The sequence below is a fragment of the Arthrobacter sp. MYb23 genome, from assembly GCF_002979775.1.
In the GTDB taxonomy this organism is placed as follows: Bacteria; Actinomycetota; Actinomycetes; order Actinomycetales; family Micrococcaceae; genus Arthrobacter.
Genome location: NZ_PCPR01000026.1, coordinates 37,001 through 56,675, shown reverse-complemented (window position 1 = coordinate 56,675; position 19,675 = coordinate 37,001). Strand labels below are relative to the sequence as shown.

Below are 19,675 nucleotides of genomic sequence, written 5' to 3'. Positions count from 1 at the left end.
CAATGCTCAATGACTACACAGATATCTCGGACGAAGTGCGATCCGCCCTTTCCGAAGACAGACCAGTCGTCGCGATGGAAACGTCAGTAGTTTCGGGAGGAAAGTATCCAAGCAATTTTGCCTCCGCACAGGAAGTCGATGACGCCATCCACGCCTCCGGCGCGACACCCGCACGCGTTGCTCTCATTGATGGCCGGATCAAACTCGGTCTCACGCCTGGCGAACTCGAGCGTCTCGCTCATGAAAACTCCCCCCGCAAAGTGGGCACACGCGACATTGCCGCCGCCCTCTCAACGAACCTGACTACCGGCACGACTGTCTCATCCAGCCTTATCGTCGCGGCCAGCGCCGGCATAAAGGTCTTCAGCGTCGCAGGAATCGGAGGCGTCCACCGCGGTGCGGAAACGTCCCTGGACATCTCCACCGATCTTGAAGAACTGGCACGCCAACCGATCGCCGTGGTCTGCGCCGGAGCCAAATCACTCCTTGACCCCGCCTTGACCCTCGAATATCTGGAAACCAAAGGCATCCCAGTGGTCGGACTGGGAACCAGGATGTTCCCGAACTACTACGGAGTCTCCTCCGGGCAGGAAGTCCCTTGGACATTGGACAGCGTTGATGAAGTGGCCAGGTTCATCCACCTCCATCTGACATTGAACCTTCCTGGAGGTGTTCTAGTCACCAAACCCATTGCCGATGAAGCAGCCATCGCGCCGGAAATACTCAATGATGCGGTCGAAGCAGCATTGGCCCAAGCGCGGGAACAGGGCGTCAAAGGTCAGGCCCTGACCCCAGTAGTGTTGTCCGCCATCTCAACGGCAACCGACGGAGCCAGCGTGATCGCCAACAGGGCTGTTCTCGTCTCAACAGCAGTAGCCGCGGCGGAAATCGCCAACAAATTGCAGGTTGGGGTTCTCAGTGGCAGTCATCTTTGATCTTGACGGAACCCTGCTTGATACGCCCCTGGGGATTGTCCATGTAGTGAAATTGACGGCAGAACAACTTGGCCTTGCTGCGCCATCAGATGCGGCCATTCGCGCCATGATCGGCAAACCTCTCCAAGAGATGTTTATTTCCTTCGGCTGGCCTGCCTCCACGTCGGAACAGTCCCTCACTATTTTCCGGTCCCTGTTCTCCGAACACGTCGTCAGTGTGGCATCCTCCCTGGTTCTTCCAGGAATGAGGCGATCACTCGAAGCTCTGGCAGCGGATCATCGCCTTGGGGTCGCCACCAGCAAAGTCCTCCATAGCGCCGAGGAAATACTCACAGCAGCGGGGCTCCGCGAGTACTTCGTCGTCGTGCTTGGGGCCGACAGCGTCGCCAACCCCAAACCAGCTCCTGACATGGCACTGCTGGCCGCAAGCCACCTCGGAGTCTCCCCTGGTTCATGCAGCGTTGTAGGAGACTCCGTCCACGACATGCAGATGGCAGTTTCCGCAGGAATGGGCGCCATTGGAGTGACCTGGGGTGTCGACACGCCTCACGATTTGTTCGCTGCCGGAGCTTCTCTTATGTGGGAAGACTCCACCAAAGTTCCCGATTCCCTTCTCTCCCAGCCACTCACCACTAAGGAAGTCTGACTTTGACTACCACCAGCACGCCTGTCGAAAAGCGAACGGGCGTACAAACCCTGACACTCATCGTGATATCCATTGCGCAGTTCATCATCGCGCTGGACTATTCCATCGTTTATGTCGCACTACCCAGCATCGGAACCGAGCTGGCAATGAACGAGGCGTCACTCCAGTGGGTGGTGAGCTCCTACGCACTTCTCTTCGCCGGGCTCCTTCTCCTGGGCGGACGAATCGTCGATAAAATCGGTGGCAAGAGTGTCTTCATCGGATCAGTCCTGCTCTTTGGGCTCGCCAGCCTTTTGGGTGGCATCGCCGATAACGCCACACTTCTACTTCTCGCCAGGGCCCTGCAGGGCATTGCAGCATCAGCGTTACTCCCTTCCGTTCTAGCCCTGCTCAGCCAGTCCTTTCCAGACGGCAAGCTGCGCAGCAACGCCTACGCCATATGGGGTGCAGTGGGGGCATCAGGCTTGGCCGCGGGCGTCGTTTTGGGCGGCCTGCTGACTACGCTGTCCTGGCGATGGACTTTTCTGATCAATATCCCGCTCGTTATCATCTGCGTGATAGGTGCCCTTAAAACCTTCCGCAGCAGAACACCACAGACAGAACCGACCACCATTCCGGTGGTGTCAAGCATTGCCGGAACGTCGGCGATACTCCTTGTAGTGCTGACGCTTACTCTCCTGGCAGACCCCGAAACATCACCGGAGTTCTTCTGGTCAGTGGCCGCGCTGGCCATCCTCGCCGTCGTGGCATTCCTGGTCAATGAACGTCGTTCCGGCTCACCGCTCATAGAGAGGCCATTGCGTAAATTACGTGCATTGAGAGCTGGCACAATCGCTGCGGGTCTTTATATGGCCAGTGTCGGCACCGAGTTTTTCCTGGTAACCCTCTATCTTCAGGAACAACGAGGCTACTCCGCCCTCGCCGCCGGAATTGCTTTCCTGCCCCTTGCAGCGATGGTCACCGTCGGCAATGTCGTTGCCGGCAAGCTGATCGTCAGAAACAGTGTCCAGCGCGTCCTTGGCCTGGGTTTCGCAATCTCAGCCGGGGGACTCCTTCTGCTGGCAATCTCCCTCGGTATCGACAACTTTTGGTTAGGACTACTGCCAGGGTTCCTCCTGAGCGGCTTCGGTCACGGGCTCATCTACACCGCCATGTTCGTCCTCGGTACCTCTGACGCACCGCAGGAAAGCCAAGGCGCCGCCGGCTCTCTGATCACAACGTCTCAATATGTAGCCGGCGGCATAAGCCTTGCCCTGCTGGTACTCGTCATAGCCCTGACAGGACCCGAGCTGGGATATCCGCTGGCATTCGGCATAAACGCAGCCTTCGCCCTGATAGGCGTCGTCCTGGCAATCACCGTCAAGGCTCGTTCAAATGCCACCTAACAGAGCCACAGAAACTCCCATAGACCAGCACGTCAGGTACCGGGTGGGGATCATTGTTGTCGACAACGATCCGGTTCCCGAAATGGAGATCAACCGATTGGCGCCGCCAGGGGTCTCGATACATGTCAGCAGGTTCCGGCTTCCTCGGAGAACCGGAGAAGAGTTTCTGGGCGATCGGGTCCCCGCGCAGCAACCCGGAGCGCACCTCGTCGCCGCATTGGAAACACTCAATCGAATCGGCGTTGACGCTGTCGGTCTCTGCTTCACCAGCAGCAGCATCTTCGACCCGGAAACCTTCGACAAAGCCTTCATGGAAGCTGCCCTGCGGATCAACGGAGACTGGAACATTGCCACAGCAGCGCAAGCAATCATCTCTGACATGAAACGCGCCGGCGCCCAGAACCCATACATCGTTGTGCCGCCATGGTTCACAAGTCCCACCATCGACGCCCTGACGTCCTATCTGAAGCTCTTCGGCGTAGCTTCTCCCGGCTTCCATCAGCACGAATTGGGGCCAGCGTGGGAAGCCTACCCGCGCCAAGATCGGTTCGACCTGGGAGCGAAATGGGAAATCCAACCTCGGCAGGTGGTCGATGATCTGCGCTCCCGGGACCTGCTGGGCGCTGATTCCATACTCATTCCTGGCAGCGGGTTCCCGAGTTTGGACCTTCTCAGCAGAAGCCAAACCCACCCCCCGCTGCCCATGTTCAGTGCCAACAAATCTCTCCTTCATGAGCTCCTCCACCAAGCCCAGTGAAGAAGAACGAAAGGGATAAAATCGTGCTGCACTCAACAACGGCAGATCGGGCCGCCTCCGATACCGGGATGGTGATCGCAAGTCACCACAGAACCGGCTACACCATGGCCGAAGTACACGTCCCGAAAAATACGACTTCCGAGATTTCACTATCGCCCGGGGCATCTTTTTATTGCCTTAACGGGAAAGGATGGGCCTCTCTTCCACACGGCGAGGTCCGCTACGCCTTGGCCCCAGGGGTTGTCATCGCTCCGACGAACAGGGAGAAGTCCCTGGTACTGGAGGCCACCCAATCTCTCGAAATCCTCCACATCACCTACTCAGGCGCAGCCTCGCCTTGGGCTATGTAGAACGCAACGAATCCTGCGTTGATTGGAAACTCCCGCACTTCCACGGACCGGCCCGTGAGAAGTAGGCAGCACCTCGCCACCGGCCAGTCTGCGCCGGCCCGGTTTAGTTGTTTCGACCCCGGGCTGCCACGGCCCACTGTTCCACCGCGTCCCCGCCACTCACCACAGTCACCTGATCCACCAAGTTCATGGTCAGGCACACATGGTTGGGGATCACCCGTAGCCGTGTGCCCAAGGGCGGGAGCTCCGAGGATTCCGGCCAAACAACCGTGGCGTGGTGTTCGGACAGCGCGGTCACTGTGGCCTCGGGATATTCGGGGAGCCGTCCGTATCCGCTGGCCCAGTCCGGTCGGTCGCTGCCCAGGATCTTGCTGCCGGCGTCCACAACTACCCGGCGAACGTTCCCGCCGCGGGCTTCATGCCTGCTGACTACCGTGGCGGCGACCGTTAGCGCGATGTCCTCCCAGCCGCACCGTTCCAGTTCCAACTGCTGGGCGTCGCCGAACACATAGACCCCGGGGCGCAGTTCGGTTGCTGCGGATTCACCGGAGATCAGGGCCGTGGGGGTGGATCCCCCACTGATGGTCTTCACGTCAAAGCCAACTGAAGTCAGCGCCGCTGCGGCAAGAGCCAACGAATCATTCTCGTTGCCCGCCGCCCCCGTGGGCATGCCGGGCTTGTAGCTGTGGCCCGGGAAGGTGAACACGCCGGACACGGCCAAACCCGCTGCGGAGGCTGCCTTGGCAACATCCACTACCTCGTCCGGCAAGACGCCACTGCGGTGGTGTCCGCTGTCCACTTCGATCAGTACCTCAATGCTTCCGGCGTCCGCGCCGAGCTGGCTACCCATCGCCGTCGCACTTTCCACCGAATCCACGCCGACCGCGAGCCGGCACTGTGCCGCCAAGGCGCGAAGACGTTGCGCGTGCGGCGCCTCAACCCAGAGCGGGTACGCGATGAAGATGTCCTTCACGCCGTCCGCGGCGAAGACCTCCGCCTCGCCTATCGTGGCCACAGTGATGCCAACGGCTCCCGCCGCGAGCTGTTTGCGCGCGATTTCCAGCGTCTTGTGCGTCTTCACGTGGGGACGGAGCCCCAGCCCACGCCCGCGCATGCTCGCCGCCATGCGTTCAATGTTCCGGTCAAGGACATCGACGTCGATCATGACGGCAGGGGTGATGACGGCAGCTGGGATCGCATTCATTCCTCAAACACTAACGTTCCTACGGGGCTGACTGCCTGACCCGCAGTTCGAACGCTGCCTCGGGCTGCTGAACAGTGTGCACCGCGTCCTTGCTTTCAATCCGCTGGATGAGGAGTTCGACGGCGCGCTCCGCAATTTCCGCCCGGCCCGGCGCCACAGTAGTCAACGACGGCGACGCGAACCGCGACTCATCAATGTCGTCGAATCCGGCAACGGCGATCTCCTCCGGCACTTTCCGGCCACGGAGCAGGAGTTCGTGCATCGCCCCCAACGCGAGGACATCATTGAGCCCGAAAACAGCGTCGAATTCCACGCCGCTGTCCAGCAACCTCGAGGTGGCGTCAGCGCCGGCGTCGCGCCGCCAATTGCACGGAACCACCAACGCAGGGTCATACTCCACGCCAGCGGCAGTGAGCGCAGCCTTGTACCCGTCAAGGCGCAGTCCGTTGCTGCCTGTCGTGTCGCCGTCGTGCGCGCCCAGGACGGCTATTCGACGGCGGCCGCCAGCCAGCAAGTGCGCGGTAACGGCGGCGGCGGCTTCCTGGTTTTGGATGAGGACCATGTCCAGGCGGGGATCCTGCACGAATTCGCCCAGGAGTACCAGTGGTTTACTGCCGGCAGCGGCGATGATCTGCTCGGCGTCGAGGCTGAGCGGAATGAACAAGAGGCCGTCGGTGAGGCTGCGGAATGGACCCTGGAGCGCTGCTTTTTCGTGCTCTGTCTCGTTGCCGGACTGTTCCACCAATACCCGGTAGCCGCGGGACCACGCCGCTTTCATGATGTCCGAGGCAAGCTCGGCGTAGTACGGGACGGAGAGATCGGCCAGGACCAACCCGAGCATGCTGGTTTTCCCGGATCGGAGACTGCGGGCCGTCAGGTTGGTTTCGTAGCCGAGTTCGTCGATCGCATCAAGGACGCGTTGCTTGGTGGCGGGCCGGATGAACTCGTAGTTGTTGATGACGTTGGAAACCGTCTTCAAGGACACGCCCGCGGCGCGCGCGACGTCGTTCATGGTCACGGCCATGCGGGGACTCCTAACGTTTGCTTCATTTCGGCCCGGCATACATCGTTGCAGATGTTGCGGGTCAGGCGGGGTCCATCACGGCGGCGACGGCCTCGATTTCCACCAGTTGATGATCGTAGCCCAGTACCGTGACTCCCATGAGGGTGCTGGGGACATCGTGATCACCGAATGCGGCGTGAACCACTTCCCATGCCGTGACCAGGTCCGCCTGCTGGTTCGAGGCAACCAGGACGCGGGTGGAAATGACGTCCGTGATTTCTGCGCCGGCCGCTTCCAGTGCCAGGTGCAGGTTCTCGATCGCCTTTTCTGCTTGAGCTTGGTAGTCGCCGATTCCGGCCGTGGATCCGTCCTCGTTCAGGGGGCAGGACCCTGCGAGGAAGATCAGCCGCGCCTCTGCAGGGGCGGTTGCCGCGTACGCGTACTGTGCCACTGAACTGAGCTGGCTGGAGCGGATGAGGCTGACTGCACTGGGCATGGGTGTCCTTTTTGTTCGGGTGAGTACATCCCATCACGAGTGGCTGCCCTGTCATGTGTCACATGGCGCTCATCCCCGTGCAACGCGCCTGCAACATAGATGCGCAATGCTGGGGCCAACGGACGGCGATAGCTGAGGGGAGCAGACATGAGCATTGCAAACAGGGATCTATTTCAGGCACTGAAGACGCAGGCCAGCCTGGCGCAGGCATTCGGCACCATGCCGGGCAGCGAGGACGAGCCACACCCACTAAAGCCGGGCGACTACATTGAGGCTTGGCACAACGGCCGCCTCTATCACCGGGGCACCGTGGTCAAAACAGTCGCGGGCACCGACCTTTTCTGGCTCACGGACCACACCGGCAGCCGGCGCCTGCTGGATATGGAATCGATGGAAATCGTGACTCTTGATGAGCCGACCCCGGCGCCCGCAACGCAGGCACCGGAGCCGACTCCGTCAGCCACTGTCACACCAATTTCTGCGTACCCCATGTTCCACGACGGCTCGCAGCAGATCGCCTAGCTCTCGTGGGACTTGCCTAGGAGTCCAGCGACAACCGGATCATGCTCCAGCTCACGGCCGGAAGTTCGGCGGTGAGCCGACCGTCGTCGAGCTTTACGCTGACGTTTTCGGACGGCAGGACCGACGTCGAATCGTCAGCCGTGGCCTGCCAGTACGAGTCCTTGTTCGTGTAAGTAACAGCCTCGATGACTTTGCCAGCGTTGAGGCTTCCGACGGCGGCATCAAGCGTCAGCGCGTCCGTCGCCGAGCGGTTCACGGCAAAGACCACGGCCTGGTTGGCTTGGGCGTCGAACGTTGCCACGGCTGAGAGCGCGGTGAAGCCGGGCGTCGTAGTGGTCTCCAGCAGCGGGGACTCCGCGGCAAGGTTCAGCACCGTGCCTGAGGCATGCTGTGAGGTGAGCGCGAACGGGTGGAAGGTGGTCTGCTTCCAAGCCCGGCCGCCCGGTTCCGTCATGATCGGCGCGATCACGTTGACCAGCTGCGCGAGGCTCGCGGAGTGGACGCGGTCCGTGTTCCGCAGCAGCGTGATGAGGAGATCGCCCACCACCACTGCATCCGCCACCGTGTAACGGTCCTCGAGCAGCACCGGCGCCACAGGCCAGTCATCCCCTGTTGGTGCCTTGGATTCGTCGCGCGACATGTGCCAGACGTTCCACTCATCGAACGAGATATTGACCTGCTTTTCGGACTTGGTAGCCGACTTCACATGGTCAATGTGGGAGACCAGGTCCTTGATGAACACCTCCATCCGGTGCCCCGCGGACAGGTGCTCCTGCAAGTCCCCGAAGTCCTCAAAGTACTGGTGCGCAGAAATCAGGTCCACCAGCTCGTACGTCTCGTTGAGGACCACACGCTCCCACTCGCCAAAAGTGGGCATGGTAGGTCCGGAACTTCCACAAGCCACCAATTCAAGATCAGGGTTGACCATGAGCATGGCCCGCGCCGTTTCGGCGGCGAGCCGCGCATACTCGCCGGCCTTTTTGTGGCCGATCTGCCAAAAACCGTCCATCTCGTTCCCAAGGCACCACACGCTGATGTTGTGGGGCTCGACGGCGCCGTTGGCCTTGCGCTGTTCAGACAGGGCCGTTCCACCCTTGATGTTGGAGTATTCCAGCAGGTCCAAGGCCTCCTGCGTTCCCCTGGTGCCCAGGTTCACGGCCATCATGGGTTCGACTCCGGCCTTCTCCGACCATTTGGCAAACTCGTCCACGCCCACCAGGTTGGGGTCGCTGGAATGCCAGGCAAGGTCCAGGCGGGTGGGTCGGTTCTCCTTGGGCCCCACTCCGTCTTCCCAGCGGTAGCCGGAGACGAAGTTCCCGCCCGGATACCTGACCGTGGAGACGCCCAGCTCCTTGGTGAGTTCCAGGACGTCGGTGCGGAATCCGTCGTCGTCGGCTTTTGGGTGTTCGGGCTCGAAGATGCCCGTGTACACGCAGCGGCCCAGGTGCTCCACGAACGCGCCGAAGGTCTTCCTCCGGACGGGCCCGACCACGAACGCGGGGTCAACGGTGATTCTGGCGGTGGGTTTCTCTTGGGTTCCCAAAGGGTGGTTCCTTGTCTGCTTTGCTTGGCTTGAGGATTTCTACAACGTTATAGAAGCAATGCTGACGGGACGCGGGGGTGGGAGTCAAGAAGTTTTTTCGGGGAACCCCGCCCAACGGACAATTCACCCCTGCGCGCGGCGGTGATTTGTCCGTTGGGCGGGGTTGAGGCGCCATGGGGTTGGGGCGCCACATAGGCTAGTCCCATGTCATCCGAGACCGTCGCGGCCGCCTACTCCGCCCGCGCAGCCGAGTACACCTCATTATTCGGGTCCATCACCAGCACTCATCGGGCCGATCAACAGCTCGTTCTGTCCTGGGCTCAAGGTTTGTCCGGGAAAGTCATCGATGCCGGCTGCGGACCCGGGCAATGGACGGATTTCCTGCACTCCGCCGGCGCATCGGTTGAGGGCGTGGATCTGGTGCCGGAGTTCATCGAAACAGCAAAGCGAAACTACCCGGACGCTCAGTTCTCCCTCGGATCACTTGAAAGGTTACCGACGGCGGATCAGTCACTGGCCGGGATTCTCGCCTGGTACTCGGTGATTCATACTCCCCCGTCCTCCCTTGGCGCAGTTCTCAATGAGCTTGCCCGTTGCATCAAACCGGGCGGGAGCCTCCTGCTAGGGTTCTTCGAAGGTCCGGCCATGGAGCAGTTCCCGCACGCAGTCACCCCCGCCTACTTTTGGCCTGTGGAGGACATGACAGCGCGGCTTCAGCAAGCCGGCTTCAGCGTGGAGAACACGCACTCCCGCGTCGACCCCGGAGCCCGCCCGCATGCCGCAATCGTTGCCCGCCGGGCTGACCCCTGACGCCCAGGCCCCCCTGGTCCCGCACTTGTTCGCCATACACGCCGTTGTGCGGCGGGAGATTCGAACGAGTGCGGGAACCGTGCGACGGCTCGTGAGGACCGGGACTTCACATCTGCCGATAGGATCCGTAGACAGCTCGCAGAAGCTGAAATGAGCCTTGGGGACACTCCCACGGCATGAGCTGGGAGGATGGCGGATAAGCATGGAGATCAGCAAAAGCTGGCGGGGCAGGATTGTCACAATGGGAGACCAGAGCTTCAAGGTCAAGCTCACTCCGCTCCGAGCCACCCCCGGTGGCCGTCATACCGCTGAACTCCCAAGGAGCGCACTCTCCAAGCGCTTCCGCTTCGCCGCCAAGGATCGGGTGCTCGTGACAGAGTTCCAGGATGGCTCATTGAAGGTCACCCAACTTCCCTGGTACCGCTCGCCCGCCCGGATATTCAGAGGCTTCCTCGAGGTCCTCAGCTCATAAGCAGAACCCACCAACAGTACCGGGCACACATAAAAATCCCCCGGAACCGTGTGGTTCCGGGGGATTTGGAGGGTGGGCCCTGTGGGGATCGAACCCACGACCCACGGATTAAAAGTCCGATGCTCTACCAACTGAGCTAAAGGCCCCTCCAGCTGTTGAAACAGCCATGAATACTGTACCCCAAGGTCAAGGCCAGCGAGGAACTGAAGGTGACGTGCGCCGTCGTGACCTTCTTTGAGGAGAAACACGACGGCGACGCGCGACAGCAGCGGCGTGTCGCGCCCGGGGCGGCGGCAAACAGGGTCAGGAAGCAACGCCCCCAGCAGGAACCGCAGCGCCCGGCAAGCGTTACTCGACCCCACCAGAGCACAGGAGTACGGTGAACTCATGAGCGAACAGCCAGGATCACGTGCGTACGGCGGAGCAAACAGGCACCACAAGCCCAAGCCCTTCGCGCCCATCGATTTCGAACCGTTCGCAGGTGGCGCCGACCCCGCGCGGGTCTCGGAGGCAGCCCACCTCGCGGCCCAGGCGCTGGTGAGACGCGGCCGCGACAGCGATGACCCCACGGTCACCAGCCGCCTGGTGAAGCTGGCTGATGAACAGGGCCTCGAAGCCATCGCGGAGATGTGGGCCGAGAGTCCTGCACGCTCCCTGCCCGGCGCGCTCTGGAGGCTCTACGCCCTCCGTGCCGCCACCATCCAGAATCCAGAACGGATCTCCGTCTACTTCAGGGCCGGCCGTGACACCGCGCAGGTTGCCAATGTTGTGGCAGGTGCTGCTGAGCCGCCGGGAGCAGACGAAATGAAGACCATGGCTGATGCCATTCTGTCCGGCGCTTTCGACGGCGAGTTCGACGTCGCGCTGGAACGTTCCGCCGCCTTCTGCCGTGTGGTGGCGCTCGGCCAGGCCACCCTTGCCGACGGCGCGGAGCACAGCAACGAAGGCCACGCCAGCAAGCTCACACGCAATTCACACCAACTGGTGAAGACCGCGGAGGACCTTGAACACGCGGCCAACGCATGGCGCCTGGGCGAGCTGGACTAGCGGACAAAGGGGGCGAAACGTACCCACGTCGGGCCCGGCCTGTCAATGTTGACTTAGCCCGCCTGACGGTGAAAACTAAAACTGGTGTCGAACCGCGAAACCCCCGGGCTTCAACATATAGCCGCTTCGAGCGGCCTACCGCCGAGAGGCGTATCCGGTTCGGCACCATTTTTATGCCCAAACGCAGCTTGCCCGGGCCAGCACTGAAGCGGACCCGGGCAAACGCAGGAGAAACTACTTCAATGTGACCGTGGTTTCGGCCTTTTCCTTCTTGTCGTGGTCCAGCTTGCCGTCAGCCGCAGCAGGAGTCATTGTTGCCGAGATCTCGGCTTCCTTGCCCGCAGTGTAGGCAAAGTTCTCCGCGATGTTGAAGGACTCGCCCGGCTTCAACACGAACGGGGCCTCTTCCTTCAGCTTAGTGCCGGAGCTGCTCAGCCCGTGCTTCTTGTAACCGTCGCTACTGGAGTCCGAAGGCATTCCGCCCATGTACTTCCAGTCCGTGTACTTTGCGCTGGGAGTGATCAGCGAGTGGCTCAGGGGAATGTCCGCGGACGAGGTGTTGGTCACCACGTAGTTCAGGTAGACCACGGGGTCGCCCTTTTTGAGCAGGTTTTCCTTGGTTTCCTTGTCCACGAACATGCTGTCCTTGGACGCGACGTCGGTGGCCACCTGGTAGACGTCCACGCTGAAGCTGTCGCCCTTGATGGTGCCCAGCTTGTCCCCTGCCTCGGAAATGGGCAATGCCCAAGCGGCCACCTTGTAGGAGCCGGACGAGGTCCCGGCACCCTCGGACGAGGTGGAAGCCAGCGGAGACGCCGAGGCTGACGGTGAGGCAGCGACTGAGGAGGACGACGACGGTTCGGAACCACCCGTCGTCGAGCCTGCCGTGGCTCCGCCACAGGCGGTCAGGGCCAGCAGGCCGGCCGCGGCGAGGCCGGAAATTTTGATGACATTGTTGAAGCGCATGGTTCCCCCATTGAGTGGATTAATCGGTGCTTGACCTAGTGTCGCACGGTTGCGGGGGCGCAGCGATGGGGAGATCTGCCCGCAACGCTCCGCGAACTTCGCAGACCCCGTGGCAGTGCCGGTAAAGTTGGGACCGAAACGGGCGCCGTCAAGTCAAACTGCCCGTGCCCATCCGTCCCCGGCCCGGAAGCGACATGAAGCTGCGCCTTTTTCCCCAGGAACCTGCCGGGCTCGTACTGCTCGCGCAGATGGCCGGCGTCATTGTTGCCGCGACTGGAACGCTCTCCGAAATACTCGGCGCGCCAGCCAGTGAGCACCAGCGCCTCGCCGAAGAACTCCACGAGCACGAGTCCAAATCCCTGGACCTGCATTTCGCTCTGCTGACGCACATGCGGACCAGTTTCGTGAACCCGCTCCCCCGCGAGGACATGTACACCCTCTCCCGTCACCTCAATGAGGCCATGGAGAAGCTCGACGCCGCCGGAGACCTCGTGGCGCTCTACAAACTGGACCGTCTGCCTAAACGTGCCGCGGACCAGTTGGAGATCATCAGCCGGCAGGCCGAGCTCACGGTGGATGCGATGCGGAAGCTTGAGGATCTGGACGAGCTGGAGGACTACTGGATCGAAATCCTGAGACTCGCCAAGCGTGCAGAACGCTCTCACCGGATTTGGGTGGCCGAGATGCTCAAGGACATGAAGTCCACGCAGTACGCACGGCACCGGGACATCGCCAACCAGCTGGTGGAAGTTACCAAGGACATGCGGAAGGTCGCCACCCAGGTAGGCAGCATCATCGTCAAGGAATCATGACGTGACCATCGCCTTCCTGGTCCTCGTTGTTGCTTTGGCCTCCGGGTTCGCGTTCCTCAACGGCTTCCGCGACGTCTCCAACGCCGTCGCACTTTCCACCCGGACCCGCGCCCTCACGCCGTCGATTGCCGTGTTGCTCGCCGCCATCTTCAACTTTGTGGGCGCCATGCTCAGCGGCACCTTCATCCTTGCTTTCACGCAGTCCTGGATCACTCTGCCCAGTGGGACCAGCGGCCTCACCATGTTGGCCTCGGCGCTCACTGCATCCATCTTGTGGGGCGTTTACGCGTGGTGGCGCGGCATCCCGCTGTCCTCCACCAACTCTTTGGTCGGCGGCCTGATTGGTGCCGGGGGCGCGAGCGTGCTGGTGGGCGGTAATGCTGTGGGTGGGGTGGATGGCGTGGTGCTGACCCAGGTGGTCCTGCCGCTGGTGCTGTCCCCGCTGATTGCCTTCGCGGCTGCGTACCTTTTGGTCTGGCCTGTCACGTGGGCTGCGCGTTACACGCAACCCAACGTGGTGAACCGACGGTTCCGCCGCGCACAGGCCGTCTCCACTGCCGCTGTGGCGTTCGGCCACGGACTCCAGGATGGTCAGCGCACGGCCGCTGTCATGGTGTTGGCCATGATTGCGGCCGGATTGTCCGGCGGCAGCGACGTGCCGCTCTGGATCCTGCTGCTCACTGCTATCATGCTCACCGCCGGCACCATGTTCGGCGGCTGGCGGATCTCCCACACCCTGGGGCACAAACTCATCAGGGTGGATCCGCTGCGCGGCTTCGTGGCCCAAACTTTGACGTCCGTGATGCTGTTCATCGGTGCCATCGGTTTTCACCTCCCGCTTTCCACTACCCATACGCTGACCGCGTCGGTGCTGGGTGCGGGCGTGAACCAGCGGTTCCACACCGTCAACAGGCGCTTGGTCCGGAGAATCCTGTTGTTCTGGGTGGCCACCCCGTTGATCACGGCCGCGGTGGCCTTCGTCCTGGAGCTGGCGTTCTCGCCCCTCGCGGACCTCTAACCCTCCCGCACGCACCCAACTGAGTAGCAGTTCAGGTCGTTCCCAGCGCTCAGAACGGCCTGATCTGCTACCTACTTGGGCAAGAAAAAACGACGGCGGCCGTACCCCCAAGGCGACGGCCGCCGTCGTTCTGTGCCGACTCCCCCCATAGAAGCCGGAACCTGCAGAACCCTTTATCCGAAGCGGCCGGAGACGTAGTCTTCCGTGGCTTTCTGGCCAGGGTTGTTGAAGATGCTGGTGGTGTCAGCGAACTCGATCAGCTTGCCGGGCTTGCCCGTGCCTGCGATGTTGAAGAACGCGGTCTTGTCGGACACACGCGCGGCCTGCTGCATGTTGTGGGTCACGATCACCACGGTGTACTGGTCCTTGAGCTCGTTGATGAGGTCCTCAACGGCCAGCGTGGAGATGGGGTCCAGGGCGGAGCAAGGCTCGTCCATGAGGATCACCTGGGGCTCAACGGCAATGGCGCGGGCAATGCAGAGGCGCTGCTGCTGGCCACCGGAAAGGCCGGAGCCGGGCTTGTCCAGGCGGTCCTTGACTTCGTTCCAGAGGTTGGCGCCCACCAGGGACTTCTCCACCAGGGCATCGGCTGCGCCTTTGGAGATCTTCTTGTTGTTCAGCTTCACGCCGGCCAGCACGTTGTCGCGGATGGACATGGTGGGGAACGGGTTGGGGCGCTGGAAGACCATACCCACCTGGGTGCGGACGGTCACGGGGTCCACGCCGGGGCCGTAGAGGTTGTCGCCGTCAAGGAGGACTTCGCCCTCGACGCGCGCGCCGGGAAGGACCTCGTGCATGCGGTTCAGCGTGCGGAGGAAGGTGGACTTGCCGCAGCCGGACGGGCCGATGAAGGCCGTCACGGACTTGGCCTGGATGTTGATGTTGACGTCCTCGACGGCCAGGAAGTTGCCGTAGTAGACATTCAGGTCTTTGACGTCGATGCGCTTGGACATGGTGTTCCTTTGTTCCTTGGGGGTGTGGAAGTTTGAAGGTGCCGCTGCGGATCACCGCGCGGCCGGCCCGGCTAGCGTCCCGTTTTGGGTGCGAACAGACGGGCTATGAGGCGGGCTCCGAGGTTCAGGAGCATCACCAGGATGATCAGCACCAACGCCGCGCCCCAAGCACGCTGATCCGAGGGCTCAGGGTTGGACGGCGACGTCGGGTTGAGGATCTGCGTGTAAATGAACGTGGGCAGCGAGGCCATCCAACCGCCGAAGACGTTGTTGTTGATAGTGGTGGCGAAGCCTGCGGTCACCAGGATTGGCGCGGTTTCGCCGATAACCCGGGCGATCGCCAAGGTGACGCCGGACGCGATGCCCGAGATCGCCGTCGGGATAACCACCTTGGTGATGGTGCGCCACTTACGGACGCCCAGGGCGTAGGAAGCCTCGCGGAGCTCATTGGGGACAATCTTGAGCATTTCCTCGCTGGAGCGGACCACAACAGGGATCATCAGGACTGAAAGCGCGACGGCGGCTACCGCACCGGTCTTGGTGCCGGGGCCCACAATGGCGAAGAAGAACGCTGCCGCGAAGAGGCCGGCCACGATCGACGGGATGCCGGTCATGACATCCACGAAGAACGTGATGGCGCGGGCCAGCGGACGGTCGTTGCCGTATTCCACCAGGTAGATGGAGGTGAGGAGGCCCACGGGTACGGAGATGACCGTGGCGAGGAGCGTGATCTGGAGGGTGCCCAGCAGTGCGTGGTAGATGCCGCCGAGGACCGGGGCGCCTTCCTCCACTGCCTTGTTGTCGAACGCGCCGGTGACACCGTTCATGGAGGTGCCCAGGAAGCCGGGAGTGATGAGGCCGGGGATGCCGTTGACCAGAACGGTGAAGATCACTGAGATCAGCGGCAGGAGTGCAATCAGGAACGAGCCCACCACCAGGCATGTGGCGAGCTTGTCCTTGGCCTTCCGCGAGCCTTCAACAGCACCGCTCCAGGAAACCAGGCCCACAGCAAACAGGATGGCGGACACGATGCCCCAGCCGAAGGCGTTGAAACCGATGAGCGCCATGATGGCCGCGCCCACAATGAGCGCGACGGCCAGGACAATGTAGGGCGCGAACTTAGGCAGCTGGCCCTTGGTGAGCGCTGAGCGCTTGCGGACTACTGTGGCGGACATTTAGTTGGCTCCCGAGAATTCTTTGTGCCGGGTGATGATCCAGCGGGCGATCATGTTCACGCCCAAGGTGATGACGAACAGCACCAGGCCGGCGGCGATCAACGTGTTGACCTTGATACCGCTGGCTTCGGGGAAGTTCAGGGCAATTTCCGCGGCGATGGTCTGGTTGCCGGACTGGATGAGGCTCGCAGTGAGGACACCGGAGGAGAGCACCAGGGCAACGGCCATGGTCTCGCCGAGTGCCCGGCCGAGGCCCAGCATGATGGCGCTGATGATGCCGGGGCGGCCGAAGGGCAGAACCGCCATTTTGATCATTTCCCAGCGGGTGGCTCCCAGTGCGAGCGCTGCTTCCTCGTGCAGCTTGGGGGTCTGCAGGAAGATTTCGCGGGACAGGGAGGTGATGATGGGCAGGACCATGACGGACAGGACGATGCCCGCAGTCAGGATGGTTTTGCCGGTGGCCGATGCCGGTCCTTCGAAGATGGGGATCCAGCCGAGGTAGGTGGCCAACCAGTCGTAGGCGGGTGAGATTTCTTTGGCCAGGAAAGCCGCACCCCAGGCGCCGTAAACAACGGAGGGGATGGCTGCGAGCAGGTCCACCACGTAGCCCAGGCCGGCAGCGAGCCGGCGGGGAGCGTAGTGCGAGATGAACAGTGCCACGCCGATTGCCACGGGGGTGGCGATGACAAGGGCGATCACGGCGGCAATCAGGGTTCCCACCACGATCGGGGCGATGTAGGCGAAGAAGCCGTTGCCGCCCTGGATGTCCTCAGCAGGGGCCGTCAGGGCAGGAATTGCCTGCACCACAAGGAACAGCGCGACTCCGAAGAGGACCGCGAGAATCAGGCACCCTGCGGCCATGGCGGCCCCGGAGAAAACCTTGTCCCCGGCGCGTCCTGCGCCTTGGGAGGTTGTCAGGGAGTTGGTGGTCACTTCACGATCCTTCAGTCTCAGTGAACTGGTCTTACATGGCTAAGTTCCCTGCCCCGCTCCAGCGGCTCTGCGGCCACTCGGCGCGGGACAGGGAACTTCAGTGTTCAGCCGGGTTCAGAAAACCCGCCGGGAAACCTTAGGACTTGGCCTTGATGGTTTCGATAGCGGCCTTGGCCTTGTCCTGCAGCGTCTTGGAGAGCGGTGCGGACTTCGCGGCGTCAGCTGCGGTCTTCTGTCCTTCGTCGGAAACGACGTACGTTTCGAAGCCCTTGACCAGGTCAGCAACTTCCTTGGTCTCGTAGGTGGTGCACACAACGTGGTACGAGACGAGTACTACGGGGTAGGCGCCCGATGCGGTGGTCTTGCGGTCCAGCTTGATGGCAACATCGTTGGCGGCGCGGCCATCAACGGGCTTGCCGGCTTCAACGGCCTTGGCAGCGGCTTCGGCGGAGATCTTGACGAACTCGTCGCCCACCTTGATGGAGGCGGTGCCCAGCTTGCCGGAAACGGCGGAGTCATCAGCGTAGGTCACGGCGCCCGGGGTGTCGGTGACGGTCTTGACCACACCGGAGGTGCCCTTGGCGTTCTCGCCAGCCAGGGTTGCGGGCCAGATGCCTGCGGACTTGTCCGTCCAGACCTCGGGTGCAGCGGATGCCAGGTAGTCGGTGAAGTTGGTGGTGGTGCCGGAGTCATCGGAGCGGTTCACGGGGGTGACCTTGAGGTCCGGGAGGCTGACGCCTTCGTTGAGGGCGGCGATTGCGGGATCGTTCCAGTTGGCGATTTCGCCGCGGAAGATCTTGGCGACGGTCACGGCGTCGAGCTTCAGGTCCGTGACGCCGGGAACGTTGAAGGCTACAGCGATCGGGGAGATGTACACCGGGATGTTGATGGCGCCGTCGGGACCGCACTTGGCCTTGGAGCTCTCAAGCTCTTCGTCCTTCAAGTAGGCGTCGGAGCCGGCGAACTGTGCCGAGCCGTCGATGATGGCCTTGCGGCCTGCGCCGGAACCGTCCGGGGAGTACTGAACAGTTGCACCGGAGTTAGCGGCGGAGAAGCCGGCCTTCCAAGCGTCCATGGCTGCGCCGGTGGAGGAAGCGCCGATGCCGGTCAGGGTGCCGGTGACCTTGGGGCCGGAGGCTGCCGACTGGGTGCCGCCAGTGGTGCCCGTTGCGTTGTCTGAACCGCAAGCAGTGAGCGCGAGAGCGCCGGCTGCGATGACCGCGATTGCCGCGTTGCGGCCGAAGTGAGTTGCCTTCACTTGGATGTGCCCCTTCCAGGGATTCTTCGATGCGGGCCGAACGGAGATTTCGGCGTGCGCGAGCTGTGGACCAATGTGTTCCTTTACTGAAGGTAAGGAGCGCAGGTAACGGGATCTGCGGTACAAGGTGAACGGAAGATGAACGACGGCGGACCATTGGGTTATGTGGCGCGCGCCACCTTGAGGGGCTCCTGGCTTGCGGTAGTTGACGGGGCTTGGGCAAATAGACTGGAAGGCATGGCTGCCGTAAAGGGATTTTCTGCAAGCAAGCGGTTCCTGCGCGCCAGAGTCCGGACGGGCCTGGTCCGCAGCCGGAATTCGTTGACGCCGGCCATTCAGATGACCGTGTGCGCCGTTGGCGCCTACGCTTTCGCTGAATACGTGCTGGGCCATCAGGGGCCGCTGTTCGCAGCTACTTCTTCCTTGATTGCCCTGGGCTTCTCCCGCGATCCGCGCTTGCGTCGCGTGATAGAGGTGGGGCTGGGCTGCACCCTGGGAATCGTTGTTGGTGACCTGCTGCTTCATTGGCTGGGCGCCGGGATCTGGCAGGCCGCCATTGTGCTTCTTTTCTCCATCCTGCTGGCCAGATTTCTGGATAGCGGGACCATCTTCACCACACAATTGGGGTTGCAGTCCCTGCTGGTGGTGCTGCTGCCTGCGCCGGCCGGCGGGCCTTTTACGCGAAGCCTCGATGCCGTGATTGGTGGGGTGTTCGCGCTGCTGGTGACCATCCTGGTGCCCAAGGATCCGCGGCGGGAGCCCAGGAAGGACGTGCAGAAGATCCTTTACGAGCTCGCGGAAGTGCTGCGTGAGTGCGCCAAGGCCTTGATTGACAGCGACTCCACCACGGCCTGGCATGCCCTGATCCGTGGCCGTAACTGCCAGCCGTTGGTGGACCGGATGCGTCAGACTCTGCGGGCTTCCGGTGAAGTTGCCACCCTGGCACCGGCACATCGCAGGCACCGCGACGAGTTGGCGGGCTTGGAGCATTCCCTGGAGTACATAGATCTTGCGCTCCGCAACAGCCGGGTGTTTGCCCGGCGGCTCACCAGCGCCATCAACCATGCTGCGTTGTCCGATGAAGCGATCGACAGCATCTCCGAGGTCCTGCAAGAGACCGCCGCAGCAATCGATGAGATGACCGTCGGATTGTCGGAGCAGAGCGAAGGGACACGACGCGTGCATCTGCGCCGGGCCCGGAATGAGCTCTCCGACATCGCTGCGCGCCTGCACCCCAAGATGCTGGACGTGCAACGGCTCGAGGGCGAAACCGTGGTGATGTTGTTCCGGCCGCTCATGGTGGATCTGTTGGAGGCGAGCGGGATGGAGCCGGAGGAAGCGCGCGCGGTGCTCCCGGCGCTGTAGCGGCTGATCGCTGCAGCGGCTAATA

Annotated in this window: 20 protein-coding genes and 1 tRNA gene; 11 read left to right on the top strand and 10 right to left on the bottom strand. The window is 62.2% G+C overall.

Annotated features, from left to right (window positions below; translation table 11 throughout):
• The first annotated feature begins 2 nt into the window (after window positions 1-2).
• The 4 genes from CQ020_RS20440 to CQ020_RS20425 are packed head-to-tail and all read left to right on the top strand — an operon-like array spanning window position 3 to window position 3,723.
• Window positions 3-935 (top strand): pseudouridine-5'-phosphate glycosidase, encoded by a 933-nt coding sequence (locus tag CQ020_RS20440; protein ID WP_105693634.1) that lies wholly within the window; start codon window positions 3-5, stop codon window positions 933-935.
• Window positions 919-1,581, top strand: coding sequence for an HAD family hydrolase (locus CQ020_RS20435; RefSeq protein WP_181151973.1), 663 nt, complete (start codon window positions 919-921; stop codon window positions 1,579-1,581). The genes CQ020_RS20440 and CQ020_RS20435 overlap by 17 nt, the downstream gene beginning before the upstream one ends.
• Before the next feature lie 2 nt (window positions 1,582-1,583).
• Window positions 1,584-2,966, top strand: coding sequence for an MFS transporter (locus tag CQ020_RS20430; RefSeq protein WP_219844530.1), 1,383 nt, complete (start codon window positions 1,584-1,586; stop codon window positions 2,964-2,966).
• Entirely contained in the window at window positions 2,956-3,723 is a 768-nt protein-coding gene (locus CQ020_RS20425; RefSeq protein ID WP_146116674.1) for a hypothetical protein, read from the top strand. Before CQ020_RS20430 ends, CQ020_RS20425 begins: the two co-directional genes overlap by 11 nt.
• A 453-nt stretch (window positions 3,724-4,176) precedes the next feature.
• Here the strand turns inward: CQ020_RS20425 and CQ020_RS20415 are convergent, their stop codons facing one another.
• The 3 genes from CQ020_RS20415 to CQ020_RS20405 all read right to left on the bottom strand — a co-directional run bounded on the left by CQ020_RS20415 (window position 4,177) and on the right by CQ020_RS20405 (window position 6,776).
• Window positions 4,177-5,277, bottom strand: coding sequence for a D-TA family PLP-dependent enzyme (locus CQ020_RS20415; RefSeq protein ID WP_105693625.1), 1,101 nt, complete (start codon window positions 5,275-5,277; stop codon window positions 4,177-4,179).
• Between the two features lie 19 nt (window positions 5,278-5,296).
• Complete coding sequence (locus tag CQ020_RS20410; protein WP_105693623.1) at window positions 5,297-6,301, bottom strand: LacI family DNA-binding transcriptional regulator; 1,005 nt, start codon at window positions 6,299-6,301, stop codon at window positions 5,297-5,299.
• Window positions 6,302-6,362: 61 nt separating this feature from the next.
• Window positions 6,363-6,776, bottom strand: coding sequence for a RidA family protein (locus CQ020_RS20405; RefSeq protein WP_105693621.1), 414 nt, complete (start codon window positions 6,774-6,776; stop codon window positions 6,363-6,365).
• 147 nt (window positions 6,777-6,923) lie between these two features.
• Between CQ020_RS20405 and CQ020_RS20400 the strand changes: the two genes are divergently transcribed.
• Complete coding sequence (locus CQ020_RS20400) at window positions 6,924-7,298, top strand: hypothetical protein (protein WP_105693619.1); 375 nt, start codon at window positions 6,924-6,926, stop codon at window positions 7,296-7,298.
• Between the two features lie 16 nt (window positions 7,299-7,314).
• Here CQ020_RS20400 and CQ020_RS20395 read toward each other — a convergent pair whose 3' ends face one another.
• Window positions 7,315-8,841, bottom strand: a complete 1,527-nt coding sequence (locus tag CQ020_RS20395; protein WP_105693617.1) for an alpha-N-arabinofuranosidase — start codon at window positions 8,839-8,841, stop codon at window positions 7,315-7,317.
• Window positions 8,842-9,045: 204 nt separating this feature from the next.
• On the opposite strand from CQ020_RS20395, the gene CQ020_RS20390 reads away from it, so the two are divergent.
• Together CQ020_RS20390 and CQ020_RS20385 are read left to right on the top strand one after the other, a co-directional pair.
• Complete coding sequence (locus CQ020_RS20390; protein WP_105693615.1) at window positions 9,046-9,651, top strand: class I SAM-dependent methyltransferase; 606 nt, start codon at window positions 9,046-9,048, stop codon at window positions 9,649-9,651.
• A gap of 241 nt (window positions 9,652-9,892) precedes the next feature.
• Window positions 9,893-10,123 (top strand): hypothetical protein, encoded by a 231-nt coding sequence (locus CQ020_RS20385; protein WP_146116673.1) that lies wholly within the window; start codon window positions 9,893-9,895, stop codon window positions 10,121-10,123.
• 73 nt (window positions 10,124-10,196) lie between these two features.
• On the opposite strand, the gene CQ020_RS20380 is transcribed toward CQ020_RS20385, so the two are convergent.
• Window positions 10,197-10,269, bottom strand: a tRNA-Lys gene (locus CQ020_RS20380).
• Between the two features lie 241 nt (window positions 10,270-10,510).
• On the opposite strand from CQ020_RS20380, the gene CQ020_RS20375 reads away from it, so the two are divergent.
• Complete coding sequence (locus CQ020_RS20375) at window positions 10,511-11,170, top strand: hypothetical protein (RefSeq protein ID WP_024819038.1); 660 nt, start codon at window positions 10,511-10,513, stop codon at window positions 11,168-11,170.
• Between the two features lie 234 nt (window positions 11,171-11,404).
• On the opposite strand, the gene CQ020_RS20370 is transcribed toward CQ020_RS20375, so the two are convergent.
• Window positions 11,405-12,136, bottom strand: a complete 732-nt coding sequence (locus CQ020_RS20370; RefSeq protein ID WP_105693610.1) for a hypothetical protein — start codon at window positions 12,134-12,136, stop codon at window positions 11,405-11,407.
• A gap of 194 nt (window positions 12,137-12,330) precedes the next feature.
• On the opposite strand from CQ020_RS20370, the gene CQ020_RS20365 reads away from it, so the two are divergent.
• Window positions 12,331-12,948, top strand: coding sequence for a DUF47 domain-containing protein (locus CQ020_RS20365; protein WP_043469600.1), 618 nt, complete (start codon window positions 12,331-12,333; stop codon window positions 12,946-12,948).
• A gap of 1 nt (window position 12,949) precedes the next feature.
• On the top strand, window positions 12,950-13,966 hold the full coding sequence (locus CQ020_RS20360) for an inorganic phosphate transporter (RefSeq protein WP_105693608.1): 1,017 nt from the start codon (window positions 12,950-12,952) through the stop codon (window positions 13,964-13,966).
• A gap of 173 nt (window positions 13,967-14,139) precedes the next feature.
• Here the strand turns inward: CQ020_RS20360 and pstB are convergent, their stop codons facing one another.
• The 4 genes from pstB to pstS all read right to left on the bottom strand — a co-directional run bounded on the left by pstB (window position 14,140) and on the right by pstS (window position 18,285).
• Window positions 14,140-14,919: a phosphate ABC transporter ATP-binding protein PstB gene (gene pstB, locus CQ020_RS20355; protein ID WP_011772968.1), complete on the bottom strand. Its 780-nt coding sequence runs from the start codon at window positions 14,917-14,919 to the stop codon at window positions 14,140-14,142.
• Between the two features lie 71 nt (window positions 14,920-14,990).
• Window positions 14,991-16,094, bottom strand: coding sequence for a phosphate ABC transporter permease PstA (gene pstA / locus CQ020_RS20350; RefSeq protein ID WP_105693606.1), 1,104 nt, complete (start codon window positions 16,092-16,094; stop codon window positions 14,991-14,993).
• Window positions 16,095-17,027: a phosphate ABC transporter permease subunit PstC gene (gene pstC / locus CQ020_RS20345; protein ID WP_024819033.1), complete on the bottom strand. Its 933-nt coding sequence runs from the start codon at window positions 17,025-17,027 to the stop codon at window positions 16,095-16,097.
• 136 nt (window positions 17,028-17,163) lie between these two features.
• On the bottom strand, window positions 17,164-18,285 hold the full coding sequence (gene pstS / locus CQ020_RS20340; protein ID WP_105693605.1) for a phosphate ABC transporter substrate-binding protein PstS: 1,122 nt from the start codon (window positions 18,283-18,285) through the stop codon (window positions 17,164-17,166).
• Between the two features lie 237 nt (window positions 18,286-18,522).
• Here pstS and CQ020_RS20335 point away from each other — a divergent pair, with 237 nt between their 5' ends.
• Entirely contained in the window at window positions 18,523-19,650 is a 1,128-nt protein-coding gene (locus tag CQ020_RS20335) for an aromatic acid exporter family protein (protein ID WP_105693677.1), read from the top strand.
• Window positions 19,651-19,675: the final 25 nt, after the last annotated feature.